General features: G+C 63.6%; 15 protein-coding genes. 2 read left to right on the plus strand and 13 right to left on the minus strand.

Going from position 1 to position 16,615, the window contains the following annotated elements; all coding sequences use genetic code 11:
• Positions 1–10: 10 nt before the first annotated feature.
• Positions 11–2,779, minus strand: coding sequence for a TonB-dependent receptor (locus FHS69_RS10670; RefSeq protein WP_166777694.1), 2,769 nt, complete (start codon positions 2,777–2,779; stop codon positions 11–13).
• A gap of 182 nt (positions 2,780–2,961) precedes the next feature.
• Here FHS69_RS10670 and FHS69_RS10675 point away from each other — a divergent pair, with 182 nt between their 5' ends.
• Positions 2,962–4,296, plus strand: coding sequence for a pectate lyase family protein (locus FHS69_RS10675; RefSeq protein WP_166777695.1), 1,335 nt, complete (start codon positions 2,962–2,964; stop codon positions 4,294–4,296).
• Positions 4,297–4,377: 81 nt separating this feature from the next.
• Here the strand turns inward: FHS69_RS10675 and FHS69_RS10680 are convergent, their stop codons facing one another.
• From FHS69_RS10680 to FHS69_RS10700, 5 genes are all read right to left on the minus strand, one after another.
• A complete protein-coding gene (locus FHS69_RS10680; protein WP_166777696.1) occupies positions 4,378–5,943 on the minus strand; it encodes a carboxylesterase/lipase family protein in 1,566 nt (521 codons plus the stop codon).
• On the minus strand, positions 5,930–6,955 hold the full coding sequence (locus tag FHS69_RS10685; RefSeq protein ID WP_166777697.1) for a sugar kinase: 1,026 nt from the start codon (positions 6,953–6,955) through the stop codon (positions 5,930–5,932). The genes FHS69_RS10680 and FHS69_RS10685 overlap by 14 nt, the downstream gene beginning before the upstream one ends.
• On the minus strand, positions 6,952–7,725 hold the full coding sequence (gene kduD, locus FHS69_RS10690; RefSeq protein ID WP_166777698.1) for a 2-dehydro-3-deoxy-D-gluconate 5-dehydrogenase KduD: 774 nt from the start codon (positions 7,723–7,725) through the stop codon (positions 6,952–6,954). The genes FHS69_RS10685 and kduD overlap by 4 nt, the downstream gene beginning before the upstream one ends.
• A gap of 102 nt (positions 7,726–7,827) precedes the next feature.
• Positions 7,828–8,460: an RpiB/LacA/LacB family sugar-phosphate isomerase gene (locus tag FHS69_RS10695; protein WP_067467868.1), complete on the minus strand. Its 633-nt coding sequence runs from the start codon at positions 8,458–8,460 to the stop codon at positions 7,828–7,830.
• Between the two features lie 122 nt (positions 8,461–8,582).
• Positions 8,583–9,599: a LacI family DNA-binding transcriptional regulator gene (locus FHS69_RS10700; RefSeq protein WP_166777699.1), complete on the minus strand. Its 1,017-nt coding sequence runs from the start codon at positions 9,597–9,599 to the stop codon at positions 8,583–8,585.
• Between the two features lie 167 nt (positions 9,600–9,766).
• Between FHS69_RS10700 and FHS69_RS10705 the strand changes: the two genes are divergently transcribed.
• Positions 9,767–10,549 (plus strand): 2-keto-4-pentenoate hydratase, encoded by a 783-nt coding sequence (locus tag FHS69_RS10705; protein WP_166777700.1) that lies wholly within the window; start codon positions 9,767–9,769, stop codon positions 10,547–10,549.
• A gap of 24 nt (positions 10,550–10,573) precedes the next feature.
• Here the strand turns inward: FHS69_RS10705 and FHS69_RS10710 are convergent, their stop codons facing one another.
• From FHS69_RS10710 to exbB, 7 genes are all read right to left on the minus strand, one after another.
• Positions 10,574–10,903, minus strand: a complete 330-nt coding sequence (locus tag FHS69_RS10710) for a PepSY domain-containing protein (protein WP_067503972.1) — start codon at positions 10,901–10,903, stop codon at positions 10,574–10,576.
• Positions 10,900–11,427 carry a ferric reductase-like transmembrane domain-containing protein gene (locus tag FHS69_RS10715; protein ID WP_166777701.1) on the minus strand — a complete coding sequence of 176 codons (528 nt, stop codon included), beginning with the start codon at positions 11,425–11,427 and terminating at the stop codon, positions 10,900–10,902. Before FHS69_RS10715 ends, FHS69_RS10710 begins: the two co-directional genes overlap by 4 nt.
• Before the next feature lie 53 nt (positions 11,428–11,480).
• Positions 11,481–12,164, minus strand: coding sequence for a Fe2+-dependent dioxygenase (locus tag FHS69_RS10720; protein ID WP_166777702.1), 684 nt, complete (start codon positions 12,162–12,164; stop codon positions 11,481–11,483).
• 62 nt (positions 12,165–12,226) lie between these two features.
• The gene (locus FHS69_RS10725) at positions 12,227–14,593 is read right to left on the minus strand and encodes a TonB-dependent receptor (RefSeq protein WP_166777703.1); all 2,367 of its coding nucleotides are present in this window, start codon (positions 14,591–14,593) and stop codon (positions 12,227–12,229) included.
• A gap of 15 nt (positions 14,594–14,608) precedes the next feature.
• Complete coding sequence (locus tag FHS69_RS13960; RefSeq protein ID WP_166777704.1) at positions 14,609–15,355, minus strand: TonB family protein; 747 nt, start codon at positions 15,353–15,355, stop codon at positions 14,609–14,611.
• Complete coding sequence (gene exbD / locus FHS69_RS10735) at positions 15,352–15,780, minus strand: TonB system transport protein ExbD (RefSeq protein ID WP_067467891.1); 429 nt, start codon at positions 15,778–15,780, stop codon at positions 15,352–15,354. The genes FHS69_RS13960 and exbD overlap by 4 nt, the downstream gene beginning before the upstream one ends.
• Before the next feature lie 2 nt (positions 15,781–15,782).
• On the minus strand, positions 15,783–16,532 hold the full coding sequence (gene exbB / locus FHS69_RS10740) for a tonB-system energizer ExbB (RefSeq protein WP_208380323.1): 750 nt from the start codon (positions 16,530–16,532) through the stop codon (positions 15,783–15,785).
• Positions 16,533–16,615 lie beyond the last annotated feature (83 nt).

Here is a 16,615-nt window from a genome sequence, read left to right on the forward strand (position 1 = left end):
GCGGTTCGGATCAGTATTCGAACCGCACGCCGGCCATGATGATGCGACCGAAGTGGTTGTTTTCGTAGTTCCGGCGCGCGAAGTCGTCGGTCCAGCGGAAACGGTAGTCGTCGGTCAGGTTGTTCCCGTCCAGCGTCAGCTCGATCATGTCGTTCAGCTTGTAGCGGATTGCCGCGTCGAGATTGAACGAGGAGGTGAAGCCTTCGAGGAAATTGCCATTGCCGCTGTTGCCGGTGTGGTAACCGTCGCGATAGGCGGCCGACACACGGATCGAGAGGCGTCCATCATCATAATAGGCCGTTCCGTTGGCCGAATATTTGGACACGCCGGAGAAGCTGGTTTCGACCACATTGCCCTGGAACTCGAAGTCCTGCGAACTGTCGACATAGGTCACGTTGCCCAGCACGCCGAAGTTCTCGAGAGCGCCCGACGCGAAGGCTGAGAACGGCAAGTGCAGGCCAAGTTCGAGCCCCTTGATCGTCGCGCCCTCACCATTGCTGGTCGAGCGGAACTCGAACTCCCGGTTGGGGTCGGTACCATTGACGATCGCATCGTAAGCCGGCGTACCCGAAGTCAGCAGCGACAGCGGCAGCCCGCTCTGTGCATAGGTGATCTGCTGCGAGCTGCCCACCGGGAAGCTTTCGATCTCCTTGATGAAGCCAGCCAGCGAGACGATCGCACCCGGCGCGAAATACCATTCCGCCGAGAGATCGTAGTTCCACGCACGATAGGGTTCGATGAACGGGTTACCGGTGGTGATCCGGAAGTTGAATTCATCGACCGAACCGCCGGGCGTCAGATTGCCGAGCGAAGGACGCGTGATGACCCGGGCGATAGCGCCGCGGATGATGAAGTCGTCGCTCGGGAAGACGTTCAGGTTCAGCGCAGGCAGGAAATCGTCATAGCTGCGCTCGACTGTCACGAACTGGCCGTTGTTGAAGCCCTGCGACGATTGTTCGGTGTGCGCATAGCGGGCCCCGAAATTACCCGTGATGCGTAGGCCTTCGTCGATCTCGAAATCGGTCTGGAAGTACCCCCCTGTGACCTTTTCTTCCACGCCCCGCACATCGCCCTCGCGAACCACGGCGGGACGGTTGTAAAGGTCGAGGAAGGCGATCGCCGCGTCGAGATCGGGCACGATCCAGCTGTTGGTGTTGCCCGCCGGCTGCCCCGCATCGCCCAGTTCGAACAGTTCGGACAGGTCACCCGTGACAGGCGCACCATAGGCACCCGGAGCGCAGGTGAAGACCGAGCAGTACTGGCTGTCGCGACGCGCACTTTCGGTGGCAAAGTCGAACTGGCGGTAGAAGGGCCCGCCCGAAAGCTTCAGCCCCTCGGTGGGCTCCCATTCGAGATCGAAGGAAACGGTCTTGAACTTGTTTTCGACCGAGCTCGGCCGGTCGCGAAATTCGGCGAGCTGGAACATGCCCGGCGTGGTGACATCGGATTCGAAGGTCAGCCGCGGGAATGCCATGTCGGTGTAATCATAGCTGTACTGGCCGTCGCGATCGTCGAAGATGATCGTCGTCTCGACGGGAATGGTCGCATCCGACTTGGAAAAGCCTGCAAGCAAGGACACCCGGAAAGTGTCGGAGAAGGCCTGCTCCAGCCGGCCCGAGATCTGGTAGAAATCGGTTTCGCTTTCGCGGTGATAACGCTCGTTGCGGATCCAGGCGTTCGAAAGGTCTGCGCTGATGACGTTGTTGTTGCTGTCGATGAAGTAGTTCGACAGGTCGATTTCGTCCTCGTTCGAACGCAGCAGGACCTCGCCCCAATATTCGTCGCGATCTTCCTTGAAATTGGAATAGAGCGCGTTGAGTTCGATATTGGTGCGCTCGGTCGGACGGAACTGGATCGCCGCGGTCGCGCCGAGCCGTTCGCGGTCGTGATTGACCAGGCCGTAGCGCGGGATGCGCGGATGGAAGGCATCGCGTACTTCGACACAGCCCGGGTCGGCGGGGTTGGCGGTGCAATCGACACCATCGACCGATTGGAAGGTCGCGCCATTGGCCCAGCGAACCGAATTGTTGCCCAGTTCGGGGGTTTCGTATTTCGACCACGCAGCCGAAGCGGAGATACCGAAGGTCTCGTCAGCGTTGTTCCATGCGAACAGCCCCGCAATACGCGGCGCCACGTCATCGTTCAGATCATTGTACCGCGCCTGAGCCGAACCGACGAGTTTGAGCCCCGCCCCGTATCCCAGCGGATTGCCGGTGTTGAGATCGATTACCGCACCCAGCGAGCCCTCGTCGAGCGCTGCCGACGCGGTCTTGTTGACGACGATCGAATTGAACAGTTCGGAAGCGAACACATTGAAGTCGAAGGCACGGTCGCTGTTGAACGACGCCCCGTCGACCGAGGTGGCGATCGTTTCCATGCCATTGACGCGAACACGCGTGAACTGCGCCCCGAGACCGCGCACGGTGATCTGACGCCCCTCGCCCGCGTCACGTTCGATCGCCACGCCGGGAATCCGCTGCAGCGATTCTGCAAGATTGGTGTCGGGGAATTTGGCGATGTCTTCCGCGACGATCACATCGACTTGGCCGACTGCGTCGCGCTTGGCCGATATCGCGGCATTCAGCGACTGGCGAAAGCCGGAAACGATGATGACATTGTCTTCGGCGGAAACTTCGCCGGACGCTTCACCGGCAACTTCGCTGACTTCGTCGTCATCGAGCGTACCCGAATCCTGCGCAAACGCAGGGGCCGAAAAAACCAGCGCGCTGCCGGCCAGCAAAGCCGCCTTCGCGCTTCGCGCGGGAACCACAAACCTCATTGCATCCTCCTTCAAATTGGCACCGGTGTCTTTTTGAAGAAGATGTCGCGCATGCTTGCGCCCCGCCCCCTTCCGGACACCCCAATTTCCCTCAACCCGGCCGTTTTGGTAACCGGTGTCAATTCTTCTTGCTCCAATCTCGGGTAGCTGTCAAGGTGGCAATCAATGGAGAGGATGCCGCGATGAAGAATATCGGAAATTTCCTGTTGGCCCTGTGCCTGTTTGTAGTCAGTGCGCCTGCGATTGCGCAACTTGCCGACCCCACGGATGGTGGCGCGGGAGGCAGGATCATACGCGTAAGCACGCTCGACAAAGACGGGCCGGGCAGCCTTGCCGAAGCACTGGCTGCCAAGGGTCCGCGTATCGTGGTGTTCGAAGTCGGCGGTACGATCGATCTGGAACGCTCCGCCCTCACCGTCACCGAACCGCACCTCACGATCGCGGGGCAGACCGCCCCGTCGCCCGGCATCACGATCATGCGGGGGGGCATAAACGTCAACACGCATGACGTAATCGTCCAGCACCTTCGCGTAGTGGTTGGCAGCGACGGGCTACCCAAGCGTCACGGGTGGGAAGTCGATGCGTTCTCTACCCGTTCGGCGCACAATCTGCTGATCGAGAACAACAGCTTCTTCTGGGGCGTGGACGAGAACATGTCCGCCTCGGGGCCTCGCTTTACCGGCGAAACGGTCGAGGAATGGCAGGCCGGGACGAGCCGCAACATCGTGTTCCGTTCCAACCTTGCCGCCGAGGGCCTCGCCGATTCGACGCATCCGAAGGGCGAACATTCGAAGGGCTCGTTGATCCACGACAATGCAACCGGGATCGTCTTCGAACGCAACGTATGGGCGCACAATGTCGAGCGTTCGCCCCTGCTCAAGGGCGGGGTCGAAGCACTGATGATCAACAATCTCATCTACGATCCGCAGTACCGCGCGGTGCATTACAATCTGATGGATCTCGAATGGGCCGGGCACGAGCCGGTCGACGGCAAGCTGACCGCAATCGGCAATGTCATGCGCGGGGGAGTCAGCACCGATCCCGACCTGCCTTTCCTGATGATCGGCGGCGTGGGCGACCTGCTCTACTACGGGCGCGACAACATCGCGGTCGATCGCCTTGGCAACGACCTTCCCATGTTCGGTCGCTACGGCGTGACGCGCGCGCAGATCCGCGAGCAGGACGCCCCACTCCACGACCTAGAGGGCTATGACATCCTCGAAACGGTCGATGTGGAGTCCGTGCTGCTCGCGACTTCGGGCGCGCGCCCGTGGGACCGCAGCGAGATGGAAATCCGCGTGCTGTTCTACATCGCCGAGGGGCGCGGCGAGGTCATCGATTCGGAGGCCGAAGTGGGCGGCTATCCAACGTTCGAATCGACCCGTGCACCTTTCGTCGAGAGCGACTGGGACCTGACAACGATGCGCCCCAGATCGGGTGTCTGGCCGGGCCAGAAGGAAGGCGCGCAGGAACATCTGTCACCGCGCGATCGTGAGATGCGCCAAACCCGCCGTTGAATGAATTGACCCGCGGGATGCCCGGCAGGCGCTCCCGCGGGGTTCAAACTGGAGGACGCGTATAGCGACGCTGCTCCTGCGTCAGCTCCCGGGCTGAATATAGGGCGCCCTGCCCCAGAGCTCGCGCTCCCACCGACGCGGATCGTCCACCATGCGGATCCGGTCTTCACCGATTATCAGCGTCTGGCGTTCAGGCAGGCGATAGGGCTGCCAGGCATCCAGCCCCGGGCGACCTTCGTGCGCCAGTCCGGCGAAGGCACCGATCATCGCATCGCTGATTTCACGCGCGCGCCGGCCGGTGCCCGCATAGCTGCCCTCCGCGTCGAGCGTCCCGAAGACATAGGGTAAGTCATCTGTGTGCGCAGCACCACGCGCAGGATCGACCGGGCTTGGCCTGTCGAGCTGGTAGACCCAGGTCCCTTCGGCACCGGCGTGCGTGCGCGCATCGGCTTCGATGACCTGTCCCGGCCAGCTACGCCCCGCAGTGGTCGCGGCATAGAACACCTGCTCCACCGACCAGTCGGGGAAGCGCTGCCGATATTGCTCGACTACCCATGGCGTGGGCAGGTCGATGCGAATCTGCGGGCCAAGCCGCTCTGCCAGATTGCCCCAGTCGAGATCGCGCACGACCGGCCCGTCCGCCCGGATGAAAGCGCGCGTTTCATCGCGCGTGTTACCGAGGATCATGGGTATCGCCAGCGATTGCGGGGCGGCGTCGGGCCAGAACGGGTGGCGATGAAGGTGCACCATGTCGAGCACCGGACCGAAATAGAGGCTGCCCCCGAGGATCGGGTCGGTTGCATCGAGCGCGTCGACCAGTCGCTCGAACGGCAGGGCGAGCAGCGCATCCCCCGCCCCCTTCCCTTCGGACAGGCCAAGCCGCTCCAGCAATGCGAGCGTACGTCGCCAGCCATTGGCCGACCCTTGCGCAGTGACCTGCTGGCCGCTCATCGTGGCGGCCGAATGGAACAGTCCGTCGGCTTCGGGCATGGCCATCAGTGTTGCGATTTTCGCCCCACCACCCGATTGCCCGAAGACCATTACGCGCCCGGGATCGCCGCCGAACGCGCCAATGTGATCGCGCACCCATTCGAGGGCGCAGATAAGATCGAGCTGCCCCGCATTGCCGCTGTGCCGGAAGCGTTCGCCCAGAGGCTGCAACCAGCCGTAGCCGAACAGGTTGAGCCTGTGATTGACGGTCACCACCACCGCGTCGGCTTGTGCGGCAAGATGCGGCCCTTGCGTCAGCGGATCGGTGACCGAACCCCAATTGTAGGCCCCGCCGTGGAAATAGACCATGACCGGACGCTGTGCGGAAGGATGCGCATCGGGCGTCCAGATGTTGAGGAACAGACAGTCCTCGCTGATCCGCGGCGTCATGGGATTGCGCTGGGGGCACAGCGGCCCGAATTCGGTCGCCCGGGTGGCTTGCTTAGGCAAGCCCTCGCGCCGCGGCTGCGCGAACCGCGCTGCGCGCGCGTAGCGAATACCGAGAAAGGCCTGCGTCCCGCGATCGCTGAAGCCGCGATAGCCGAGTGCCTGCGGGTCGCCCGTTCGAGCTTGCAAGTGCGGTGCTGCCATGAGTGCGGCGCCACCGAGGCCGCTGCCGAGCACCGCCCTGCGCGTGAAGCTGCTAGCGTCGGACATCGACCCCGGCGGGTGCGAAGGCATCCAGTTCCGCGCGCGTTACCGCGATCGTATCGCCCGGCACCCCGTGCTTCATGACGGCGAGCGAAAGGCCGGTCTTGGCCATGTCCTGCACGCTAGCGCCTTCCATCCAGCGCAGCAGCACACCCGCCGCAAAAGCATCCCCCGTGCCGATCCGGTCGACGATCGGCGCGATCCGTACCTCGTCGGTCTGCCAATGGCTCTCGCGCTGGTCGACCCGCGCGGCAAGGCCGTGCGTGGTGGCGTTTTCGACGTGGCGAGCGGTCGAGGCGATCGTGGTCAGTTTGGGAAAGCGCGCGAAGGCGGCTTCCGATGCCTCGCGTCGCCGGTCCGGTCCGTCGCCCGAAAAACTGGTGCCGAGCAGGAGCGATATGTCGCGATGATTGCCGATCAGCACGGTCGCGTGCTCGACAAGTTCGGTCAGCACGCTGCGGGGGTCGCTGTCCCAGGCTTCCCACAGAGTGGCGCGATAATTGCCGTCGAAACACACCGGCACACCAGCCTCTGCCGCAGCGCTGACCGCCGCGCGTGCCAGTTCCACCCCGGCCGGCCCGAGCGCGGGGGTGATGCCCGATAAGTGCAGCAGTCCGGCGCCCTTCAGTGCAGCGCCGAAATCCAGTTCTGCCGGATCGGTTAGGGCAAAGACGCTGCCTGCACGGTCATAGGTAACGCGCCCGCCAATCGGTCCGCTGGGTGGTTCGAAGAAATACAGCCCCATCCGGCCCGCCTTGCGCCGGATGAACTGGCGGTCCACGCCCGCCTCGCCCAGCGCGGCCAGCGCGCGGCGACCGGTAGGGCTGTCGGCAACCGCGCTGAGCAGGGCGACGGGCAGGTCGAGGCTGGACAGTGCGATTGCGACATTCGCCTCGGCCCCGCCCACTGCGAGATCAAGCCGATCGCTGCGGTCGAGCGGGGTACCGGGATCGGGCGAAAGCCGCAGCAGCAATTCGCCGAAGCAGACGACATGGCCCGGTTCCGACGGCCCCTTCATCGTGCGAGCCAGCCCCCGTCGACGGCGAGGATGTGACCCTGCACGTAATCGGCGGCGCGGCTGGAGAGGAAGACCGCCGCACCGCCGATGTCGGCCGGGTTGCCCCAGCGCTGTTCAGGTATGCGTTCGAGGATCTGCCGGTTGCGGGTTTCATCGGCCTGCAGCGCGGCGGTGTTGTTGGTCGCGATATAGCCGGGGGCGATCGCATTGACGTTGATCCCGCGTGGCGCCCACTCATTGGCCAGGAGCTTCGTCAGGCCGCCGACGCCCGATTTGCTGGCGGTATAGCTTGGCACGCGAATGCCACCCTGGAAGCTCAGCAGCGAGGCAACATTGACGATCTTGCCGCGCTCGCCGTCCTGCGAAGCCCAGCCAGTCATGTGACGCGCCGCCGCCTGGCAGAGGAAGAACAGCGTCTTGAGATTGGTGTCCATCACCGCATCCCAATCCGCCTCGGAGAAATCGAGCGCGTCTTCGCGGCGGATGATGCCGGCATTGTTCACGAGAATGTCGAGCCGGCCAAACTTGGCGACGACTGTGTCGACCACTTCGGTGACCGGTTCGATGGAGGAAAGGTCGGCAGAAACGAGTTCGCAGCGCCGCCCGAGCGCGCGAACCTTCTCGGCGGTTTCGTCGGCTGCGCTGCGCCCGACCGCCGCGATGTCTGCGCCCGCTTCGGCCAGCGCCAAGGCGATGCCTTGCCCGATCCCGGTGTTTGCGCCCGTCACGACGGCAGTCCGCCCCGTCAGATCGAAGGGTGTGCTTACCATGTCTCTCCCTCACTCATTTGCGGCGGAGGTGGTCGCGCAAAGTCCGCGCGACCACCCGCCCCAGGCGCCCGGTTCATCCGGGCTGTGCGATACCCGAAGGGCTCACAGGTTGCGCAGGTAGTCGCTGATCGCTTCGTCCTGCGAATTTGCGTAGAAGTATTCGGCGAAGCGCTCGCCCGCGATCGCCGCGCGCAGCAGGTCCTGATCGACGTTCTTGAGCACGGTCAGCATGTCGTGACAGGCCGCGCCCTTCAGATCGGCAAGGATGCCGCGGTTTTTCTTCATGACTTCGGCGCGTTCGCGCGGATAGCCCGCCCCCGCTTCGTTCTCGAACAGCTTGCGATAGCAGTCCTGGAGATTGAGTTCGGCAGCCCAGCCGAAGCCCTTCGCGTAAGGCATCGAAATGGCGTTGCCTGCGTTGATCTGATTGAACAGAAACGCATCGGTCGGGTCGATGACGAGACCGCAGAAAACGCCTGGCATCGAATTGCAGGCGAGCATCGAACCCATCCCCGTGCCGCAGCCGGTCACTACGAAATCCGCCGCCTTGGAATTGAGCAGGATGCCCGCGAGCAACCCGTTCATGACATAGGTCAGCGAGGCCGAGTCCTCGGCAGTGTACATGCCATAATTGAACACGTCGTGGCCGAACGGTTCGGCCACAGTGGTCAGCGCGTCATGGATGATGCCGTTCTTGGCGGCCTGGCTGTTTTCGGTGATCAGCGCGATCTTCATGGATACTCCTTGCCCTTGCGGGTCATGCGTAATTCGACGGCTTCGAGTCGAGTTTGGAAACCGGTGTCATAGACGCTTGTACAGGCAAAGCCGGAGACATTTCAACCGCCAAGACAGTTTTTTCAGCCCGGTTCGGCAACCGAATTGCGCGTCACCAGACGCGCAGGGAAGCTCGACGGCAGCGCCTCGGAACTGTCGGGCGCCACCAGCTTGAGCGCGGCGGCCTTGGCCATTTCACGGATTGGCCAACCGACCGTGGACATTGGCGGCCAGATATGCGCAGCGATGGGGGAATCGTCGAAGCCGACAATCGAGAGCTGACGCGGGACTTCCACCCCACGTTCGCGTGCAGCGTGGTAGGCACCCGCCGCCATTTCGTCATTGCTGGCGAAGATCGCGGTAACCCGCGGCTCGGCGCTCAACAGGTCATTGGCCGCCCGGTGGCCCGAATCAAACCGATAATTGCCCTGTGCCAGCGCGGCAGGCGGTACTTCCAGTCCGTGGCGATGCATGGCGGCAAGAAAGCCTTCGCGGCGCTCGAAGGCGGACCGGAAGCCCGAGGGCCCCTCGATCAGTCCGATGCGGCGATGGCCCAGCTTGACCAGGTAATCGACCACCCCCTCGACCATTTCGCGGTCGTTCGACTGGACCAGATGCTCGGCTTCGTCGAGCGCGGCCGAGCCCATACGCACATAGCCGCACCCCATTTCGCGGCACAGCGCTGCGAGATCGTCATTTTCCGAGATCGGGGGCAGGATCAGCACGCCATAAAGACGCTGCTGCTCGAGGAAATTGCGGATATCATCGAGCATGGCGGGCGAATGGCGATCGACCGGCCTGACGACGAGAGCGAATTCGGTATCGCGGATTGCGTCGAGCACGCCTTCCTGGAAGTTGAGCACGGTCTGCGCATTGGGGTTGTCGTGCAGCAGACCGATCAGGAAGTTGCGCCGCAGCGCCAGCGCGCGCGCCTGCGGGTTGGGAGTATAGCCAAGCTCGGCGATGACCTTCTCGACCTTCGCGCGCGTTGCTTCCCGCAGCAAGGGCGATCGGTTGATGACACGGCTGACGGTCTTCTTGGATACTCCAGCCACCCTCGCCACATCATTGATCGTCGGGGCCGGTCCGGACTTAGCCATATTTTCACAACCTTCCGCAATTTCGTATTTTCCATAGCCTCAAGTCAGGGAAATGGGAGGGCAGCGTATCATTATATCCGCAGGCGTTGCGGTAATTTCGTTTTGACACCGGTTTCCTTTTTCGCCAATGTCGCGCGGAAATATGGGAAATTCGAAGAGGGGACCCCATGAATTCCGCAGCCGGCGACATTGCAGCCGCATTCGTAAATGCCCGTCGCAACTGGAAAACTCTTCCCGAATATCCCGGTGAACGGCCGAGCGATCTGCGCAGCGCCTACGTCATTCAGGATGCAGCGCTGGCCGATTGGAACCGACCGATCGGAGGATGGAAGGTCGGCAAGATCAACCCGCCGATGAGCGACGAACTGGGCGCCAATCGGCTGGTCGGCCCGGTGTTTGCGGATACGGTCCAGCGCGAAGGGCAGGACAGCGCGCAATTCCCGATCTTCGCGGGCGGTTTTGCCGCGATCGAAGCCGAATTCATGTTGCGGCTCGCACCGCAGGAAGGCCCCCTTCCCGCCACGCGCGAAGCGGCCATGGACTGGGTCGACGAGGTGCGGATCGGGCTCGAGGTGGCGTCTTCACCCTATGCGGCGATCAATGTCGACGGTCCCTGCGTCACCGTGTCGGACCACGGCAACAACGCCGGCCTGCTGCTGGGCGCCTGCGTCGATCGCACCGAATGGGGCCGGCTCGATGACATTGCCGTCTCGCTCGAGATCGACGGGCGCGAGGTCGGGCGGGCGAGCACCGCCACGATGCTCGATGGGCCGTTCGGCGCCGCAGCCTTCTTGCTGCGCAACCTGTCCGACCGGGGCATCGCGCCCGAGGCAGGCTGGTGGGTTTCCAGCGGCGCCATCACCGGTGTCCATGAGATCGCTCCGGGACAGCGGGCCATCGCACGCTTTGCCGGAGTCGGCCAAACCGAAGCGGTGATGCAGGCCGGATAGCCCCACCCGCAGCCTGCCGCGCCGTCAGCCGGTGAAGCCTTCCGCGCGGTAGATCTCCTGCCCGCGGCGGAATACCACCAGCTTCTTCAGCGTAACCGGATGAAAAAAGGCCTCGATCGACTGGCCTTCCTTGGTTCGCGCATAAACCTCGTAGCAATCGCCCTCGACCTGCATCTTGAGCAGTTTCCATTCCTCGAGCCAGGCCTTCTTCTTGAGCTTGGACATCTTGGCCCAGCCCGATTGCGGGCCGGCGTTGCAGGTCACGTCGCCATCGGCCTGCGCAGGGGCGCCGAGCCCGAGCGCCAGCGCGGCAAGCCCGAGTGCACAGAAGCGCGCGGAACGGGGGAAAGTCATGCAATACTCCTCGAAACAAAGCGGCCACGCCGCATGGTGAAGCGCAGCAGCCAGGCGATCACCAGCGGCGCGAGGTGAACCAGCGCCGGGCCCCAGGCCCAGTCGAGCAACAGCCAATGGACCAGCGACAGCAGCGCAGCGGGATACACCAGCCGCTGAAGTGTCTTCCAGCGGCGTCCCAGACGGCGCATCGCCGCATCGAAACTGATCGCGGCGGGGATCGCCATTGCCAGCAGCGCAAACCAGCCGGTCCAGATGCCGGGGATCGGCAGTTCGGCCAGCATGGCGGAAAGCTGCTGCATGTCGAACGCATAGATCGCCAGATGCAGCACCGCATAACCGAAGGCGGCAACGCCAAGATTGCGGCGGATCGCCAGCCATGCGCGAAGGAAACGATTGGGGCCGAAAGCGTCGGCCAACGGGCCCGGCAGCAGAGCAAGCACCATCAGCCGGACCGACATCTCGCCGCTAGGATGGTACAAATCCATCGCCAGCGCCTCGCCACTGACAAATCGCCCGACCATCAGCGCTGCTGGGAGGGCGAGGACCAGCCACAGCAAGATTCGGCGCGATCCCTTCACGGCTGCGCCCAGCGCCGTAGCAGGTTGTGATAGACGTGGATCAGGCGGTTGATCTCGGGATCATCCTTTGCCCGATCGAGGGTCAGAACACGGATCGACTGGTCGAGATCGTAGAGCAGCGATCGTGCCGACGTGTCGGCTACCGCGCTCTGTATCCAGCTGATCGCGCAAATCCGCTGTCCGCGGGTCACTGGCGCCACCTGGTGCAGGCTGGAAGAAGGATAGAGCACCATGTCGCCCGCCGCGAGCTTGACCGGCTGCGCTCCGAATTGCTCTTCGACGATCAGTTCGCCCCCGTCATAGCTGTCGGGTTCGGACAGGAAGAGCGTGGCGGAAAGGTCGCTGCGGATTGTCAGTCCCGCCTCGGGCAGGCGCATCAGCGCCGCATCGGAGTGCGTGCCGTAATGCCCGCCGTCCTGATAGAGATTGAACACCGGCGGCCAGATCTTCTCGGCCAGCGAGGCGGAAAGAAACTCGGGATGCTGACCGAGCTTGCGCAAGATTTCATCGGACAGGCGCTGCGCCAGCGCATCGTGCCGGGGTAATTGCAAATTCTGTTTCACCGCAACGGAGCGCGTGCCGGCGGTCCCTGCACCGTCCCGCCAATCCGCATCGGCCAGGCTTTCGCGGAACTGCGCCACTTCATCGGCGCTCAGCAGGTTTTCGATAATGATCAGCATGGCACCGCGGCCTTGTCGTTGCGAGGTAGGGGGGCGCGAGCCACAGCCCGCGCCCCGCCCTATCAGAACTTCCCGGTGAGCGTGAGCGTCGCCCGCCGCTCGTCGCCCTTGTAGAGGAAGTGACCCGAACGGTAGCCGGCGAGATAATAATCCTCGTCGGTCACATTGGTCACGTTCACCCGCGCACCGAAATTCTGGTTGAAGTCGAAGCTAACGAAAGCGTCGAAGGTCCAGTAGTCGGGCACCCGATAGGCGTAGATCCCCAGCGTATCGTCGTAGCTCGCCGCATCATCGGGCTGGCCCGTGTAGAGCGCGCCCTTGTAGGTTGCGGTCCCGCCAAAGGCGAGCGCATCGGTCGCCTGGTAGCGCACCTGGCCGCTGAACTGCGTATTGGCGAAATTGCTCAGCCGGCGACCGATCTTGTCGGGATCGTTGGATTCGGTGACTTCCGAATCCATCACGGTCAGCGCCGCCTGTGCGAGCAGCTTGGGCGTGATGTTGCCGACGAGGCCGAATTCCAGGCCGCGGACGCGGTTCTCGCCCGTGTTGAGCGAACCGCCCGCGCTGTAGCCGTCACCGGCAGATTCGAACACGTCGCCCTTGGTGATCTGGAACGCGGCAGCTGTCAGCATGAAGCGATCGTCGAACAGGTCCGCCTTGACGCCCAGTTCGAAGCTCTCGCTGCTCTCGGGGCTGCCATCACCGATACCCGTGCCGTCATCGACGCAGATGCCGCCGTAGCCGCAGTTTCCGCCGAGGTCGGATTCGCCGCCGTTGATGTTCTTCGCGGTGCCGTAGTTGAAGTAGACGTAGACCTCTTCCATCGGCTTCACCCCGATCCCGGCATGGCCGTTCCACAGCGTGTCGCTGTAGGTATAGGCTTCTACCATACCGCGGCTATCGACCACATTGCTGTAGCTGAAGGCGTCCATGCGGATGCCGCCATGGACCGACAGCCAGTCGGTGAAGTCGACGGTGTCCATCGCATAGACCGAAAGCGTTTCCACCTGCCAGTTGCTGTCGACATCGCCGCGAACGATGTCGCGCTGGATGAGGTTGTGGATCTGGTCGTCGCCGAACAGAACGTTGCGGTTCTCATCGGTGATGCAGTAGCTCGGGCTCAGCCCGCCGCGGCCCGCAGTTACGCAATTCGTCGCCCCGTTCTCGGTCAGGTCGTAAGTCCCATTGGCGACCTGCAGGTTGGAATATTCGGTGCCGACAATCAGATTGTGCATCACGCTGCCGGTGCTGAACTGACCGATCACATTGAACTGATTGACGAAATACTCGACTTCCTGGTTGCCCTGATGCGTGCTCAGCGTGACCGGGGCGAAGGTATCTGTGTCCGGATCATAGGCGCCGCCACGCAGACCGGTGAGGACATAGCCATTGCTGGTCTCGCCGTAACGGGTGGAATTGACGATCTGGAAGCCGTCGAACGGCGTGATGTATATCCGCCCGGTGACGGTATCGACATCGGATTCGAGGAAATCGCCCGACTGCGTGTAATTGGGCACGTCGTCCCACGGGCCATATACAGTTGCGTCGCTCGGGCCGGTTCCGGTCGGGGGCGGCACGTAGCCGCCCAGATCGGGCGTGTCTTCGGCGGTCAGGTGATAATAGTCGACCACCAGTTCGAAGACGTCGCTTGGCTTGAATGCAGCTGAAACCGCTGCACCGTAGCGCTCACGGTCGGAGAAGTTGCGGTTGGGCACTTCCTCATAGCCGTAGAGCAGGTTTGCGCGCACCGCGAGCGTGTCGGTCAGCGGGACGTTCGCATCGAGCGTGACGCGATAATAGTCGTCGGTACCGATGCCCGCGTCGACCCGCGTGAACTGGTAATCGGTGCTGGCCTTCTTGGTGATCGAATTGACCGCACCGCCGGTCGAACCGCGCCCGGCGAAGCTGGAACTCGGCCCCTTGGTGATCTCGATCTGGTCGACCGCAAAGGTCTCACGCGTGGTCATGCCCGGATCGCGCAATCCGTCGACGAAGACGTCACTGCGCGCTTCATGGCCGCGGATAATGTAGCGATCGCCGAAGGCATTGCCGTTTTCGCCCGTGCCCACGGTGATGCCGGGCACGTTGTCGAGCACGTCGCGCAGGTCGGTCGCGCCCTGTTCCTCCAGCTGCTGTTCGGTCAGCACCTGGATCGTCTGCGGGGTTTCTGCCAGCGGCTTTACGCGACGCAGATCGCCCGAGGTGCGCGCCTTGTAGGGCACGCCCGGCTGCGCGTTCGGATTGACGTCGGCAGTGGCGTCCTCGATCGTCAGCGTGCCGAGCACGACCTCGTCTTCGGCACCAGAGTCCTGCGCTTGTGCGCCACCCGCGACCAGTGCCGCAGACAGGCCGATTGCAGCGGCTGCGGAGCCCCGTCCGGCGCCGCGGAGGCTGAGCGGGCGAATGACGCCCCGGTTACGATCCCTCATTGAAAACCTTTCTTCTCATCGTGTGCGTAGGGAATAGTCGATCGGCAGCGAGATCGTGACGCTATCCCTCGTCATCGATCTCGGGAATTTGGGCAGCGGGGCGACCCGCTCCATCAGTTCGAGCGTGGCGCGATCGAGCAGTTCATGGCCGCTCGAATTGCGGATCGAACTGCCCGAAATGCGTCCATCCGAATGGACGGTGAAACGCACCGTCACGACGCCCTGCTGGCGCGCCTTTTTCGCTTCGCTTGGGTAGCGTTTCTTGCGATTGAGATGCGCGCTGAGCAGCGCGTAGTAATCGGCTTCCTCGCGCTTGGCCTTGGGGTCGTCGCCGGGTGTCGCAGCAGTGCCGCTACCGGCGCCCGCGGGCATGGTCGCGAGCGCATTGCGCGGCGGCGCTGCCGGAGCAGCCGCCAGCGGCGCTGCAACCATTCGGCGAACGGGCAATGGCGGCGGTGGCGGCGGCGTGGTGACGATGTCGCGTGGCAGCGGAGCACGCACGCGCGGTGCCTCGACCTGCGGCACGAACTTCTGCGGCGGGACATATTCAGGCTGGGGCTGCGCCTCTGCCTGTTCGGCCTGCGCTGCAGGTGCAGGGCCCGCCTGCGGTGGCAATTCAACCAGCACCACCGGCTGCTCGGCCAGGTTGTCCGGAGTGGCCGGCTGAACCAGCAGCACCCCGGCGAGCACCACTGCATGGGCAGCGATCGCGATGCCGCCCCCCACGAGCCAATGGCGGTTACCGGAGCGCGCTGCGATCACTGCGCCTCACCCGCGCCTTCCGCGCCGACCAGCGCGACGTGCACATAGCCCGCGGCGCGCAACGCATTCATCGCCTGCATGATCGCATCATAGGTAATCGTCTTGTCGGCGCGCAGGAACACGCGCTCTTCGCGATCGCCGGCGGTGGCGGAAACGATTGCCGCGCCCAGCCCGGCGAGTTCCACCGGGTCCTCGTTCACCAGCACCGCGCCGTCGGCCTGGAGCGACAGATAGACCGGCGCTTCGGGCTTGGGTGCGGGCTGCGCGTTGGATACTGGCAGATCGACCTTCACATCTACCGTGGCGAGAGGCGCCGCGACCATGAAGATGATCAGCAGGACCAGCATCACGTCGATGAAGGGCGTGACGTTGATCTCGTGCGCGACCGCGAGGTCTTCGCTGTCCGAGGCGAGCTTCAACCCCATTGTCAGACCGATCCGGCGTCGAGCGTGCCGCGGCTGAGATCGCGCGAGATGATGCGCAGCAAGGCCGCCGCGCTGTCCGCCACCACTGCCCGGTGCGCGGCGATTGCGCGTGCGAAATGATTGTAGATCACCACTGCGGGGATCGCCGCGACCAGCCCCAGCGCGGTGGCGAGCAGTGCCTCGGCAATACCCGGCGCGACGACCGCAAGATTGGTGGTCTGCTGCTCGGCAATACCGATGAAACTGTTCATGATGCCCCACACCGTGCCGAACAGGCCGACGAAGGGGGCTGTGGCGCCGATCGTGCCGAGAATGGTGACACCCTGCGTCATCTTGCGCGCGACCTTCGCCTCGTAGCGATCGAGCCGCGAGACCAGCCGTTCCTTCAGCCCTTCGCCGTCCGCCAGCGAACCGTCGGACTGCGCCAGTTCCTCGCGGGCTTCCTGCACGATGGGATGCTGCTGCGCGGTCCCGTCGAGCTGTGCGAGCGAGCGGGTAGCGGCGAGACGATCGCGAAAGGCCTCGGCGTCCTTGCGCTGACGAGCAAGCTCGAGATGCTTTGCGACCAGCACTGTCCAGGTCACGATCGAGGCGACGACCAGCCCGAGCATGACCAGCTTCACCACCCAGTCCGCCTGCGCGAACATCCCCCAGACGCTGAGGTCGGCGGGCAAGGCTGCACTATCGGTGGCCGCTTCGGCAGCAGCCGGAGCCGCGAGCGCGAGGGATGGGAGAATATACTGTCTGATCACGATGGGCCTGCTGATTCGTTCGAGGCCCGACTAGGGACGATCGACTTGTAATGCAAGTCATTCGCAATTGCGATACCGCGATC

Origin of the sequence: Qipengyuania flava, from assembly GCF_011762005.1 — a bacterium.
GTDB lineage: Bacteria > Pseudomonadota > Alphaproteobacteria > Sphingomonadales > Sphingomonadaceae > Qipengyuania > Qipengyuania flava.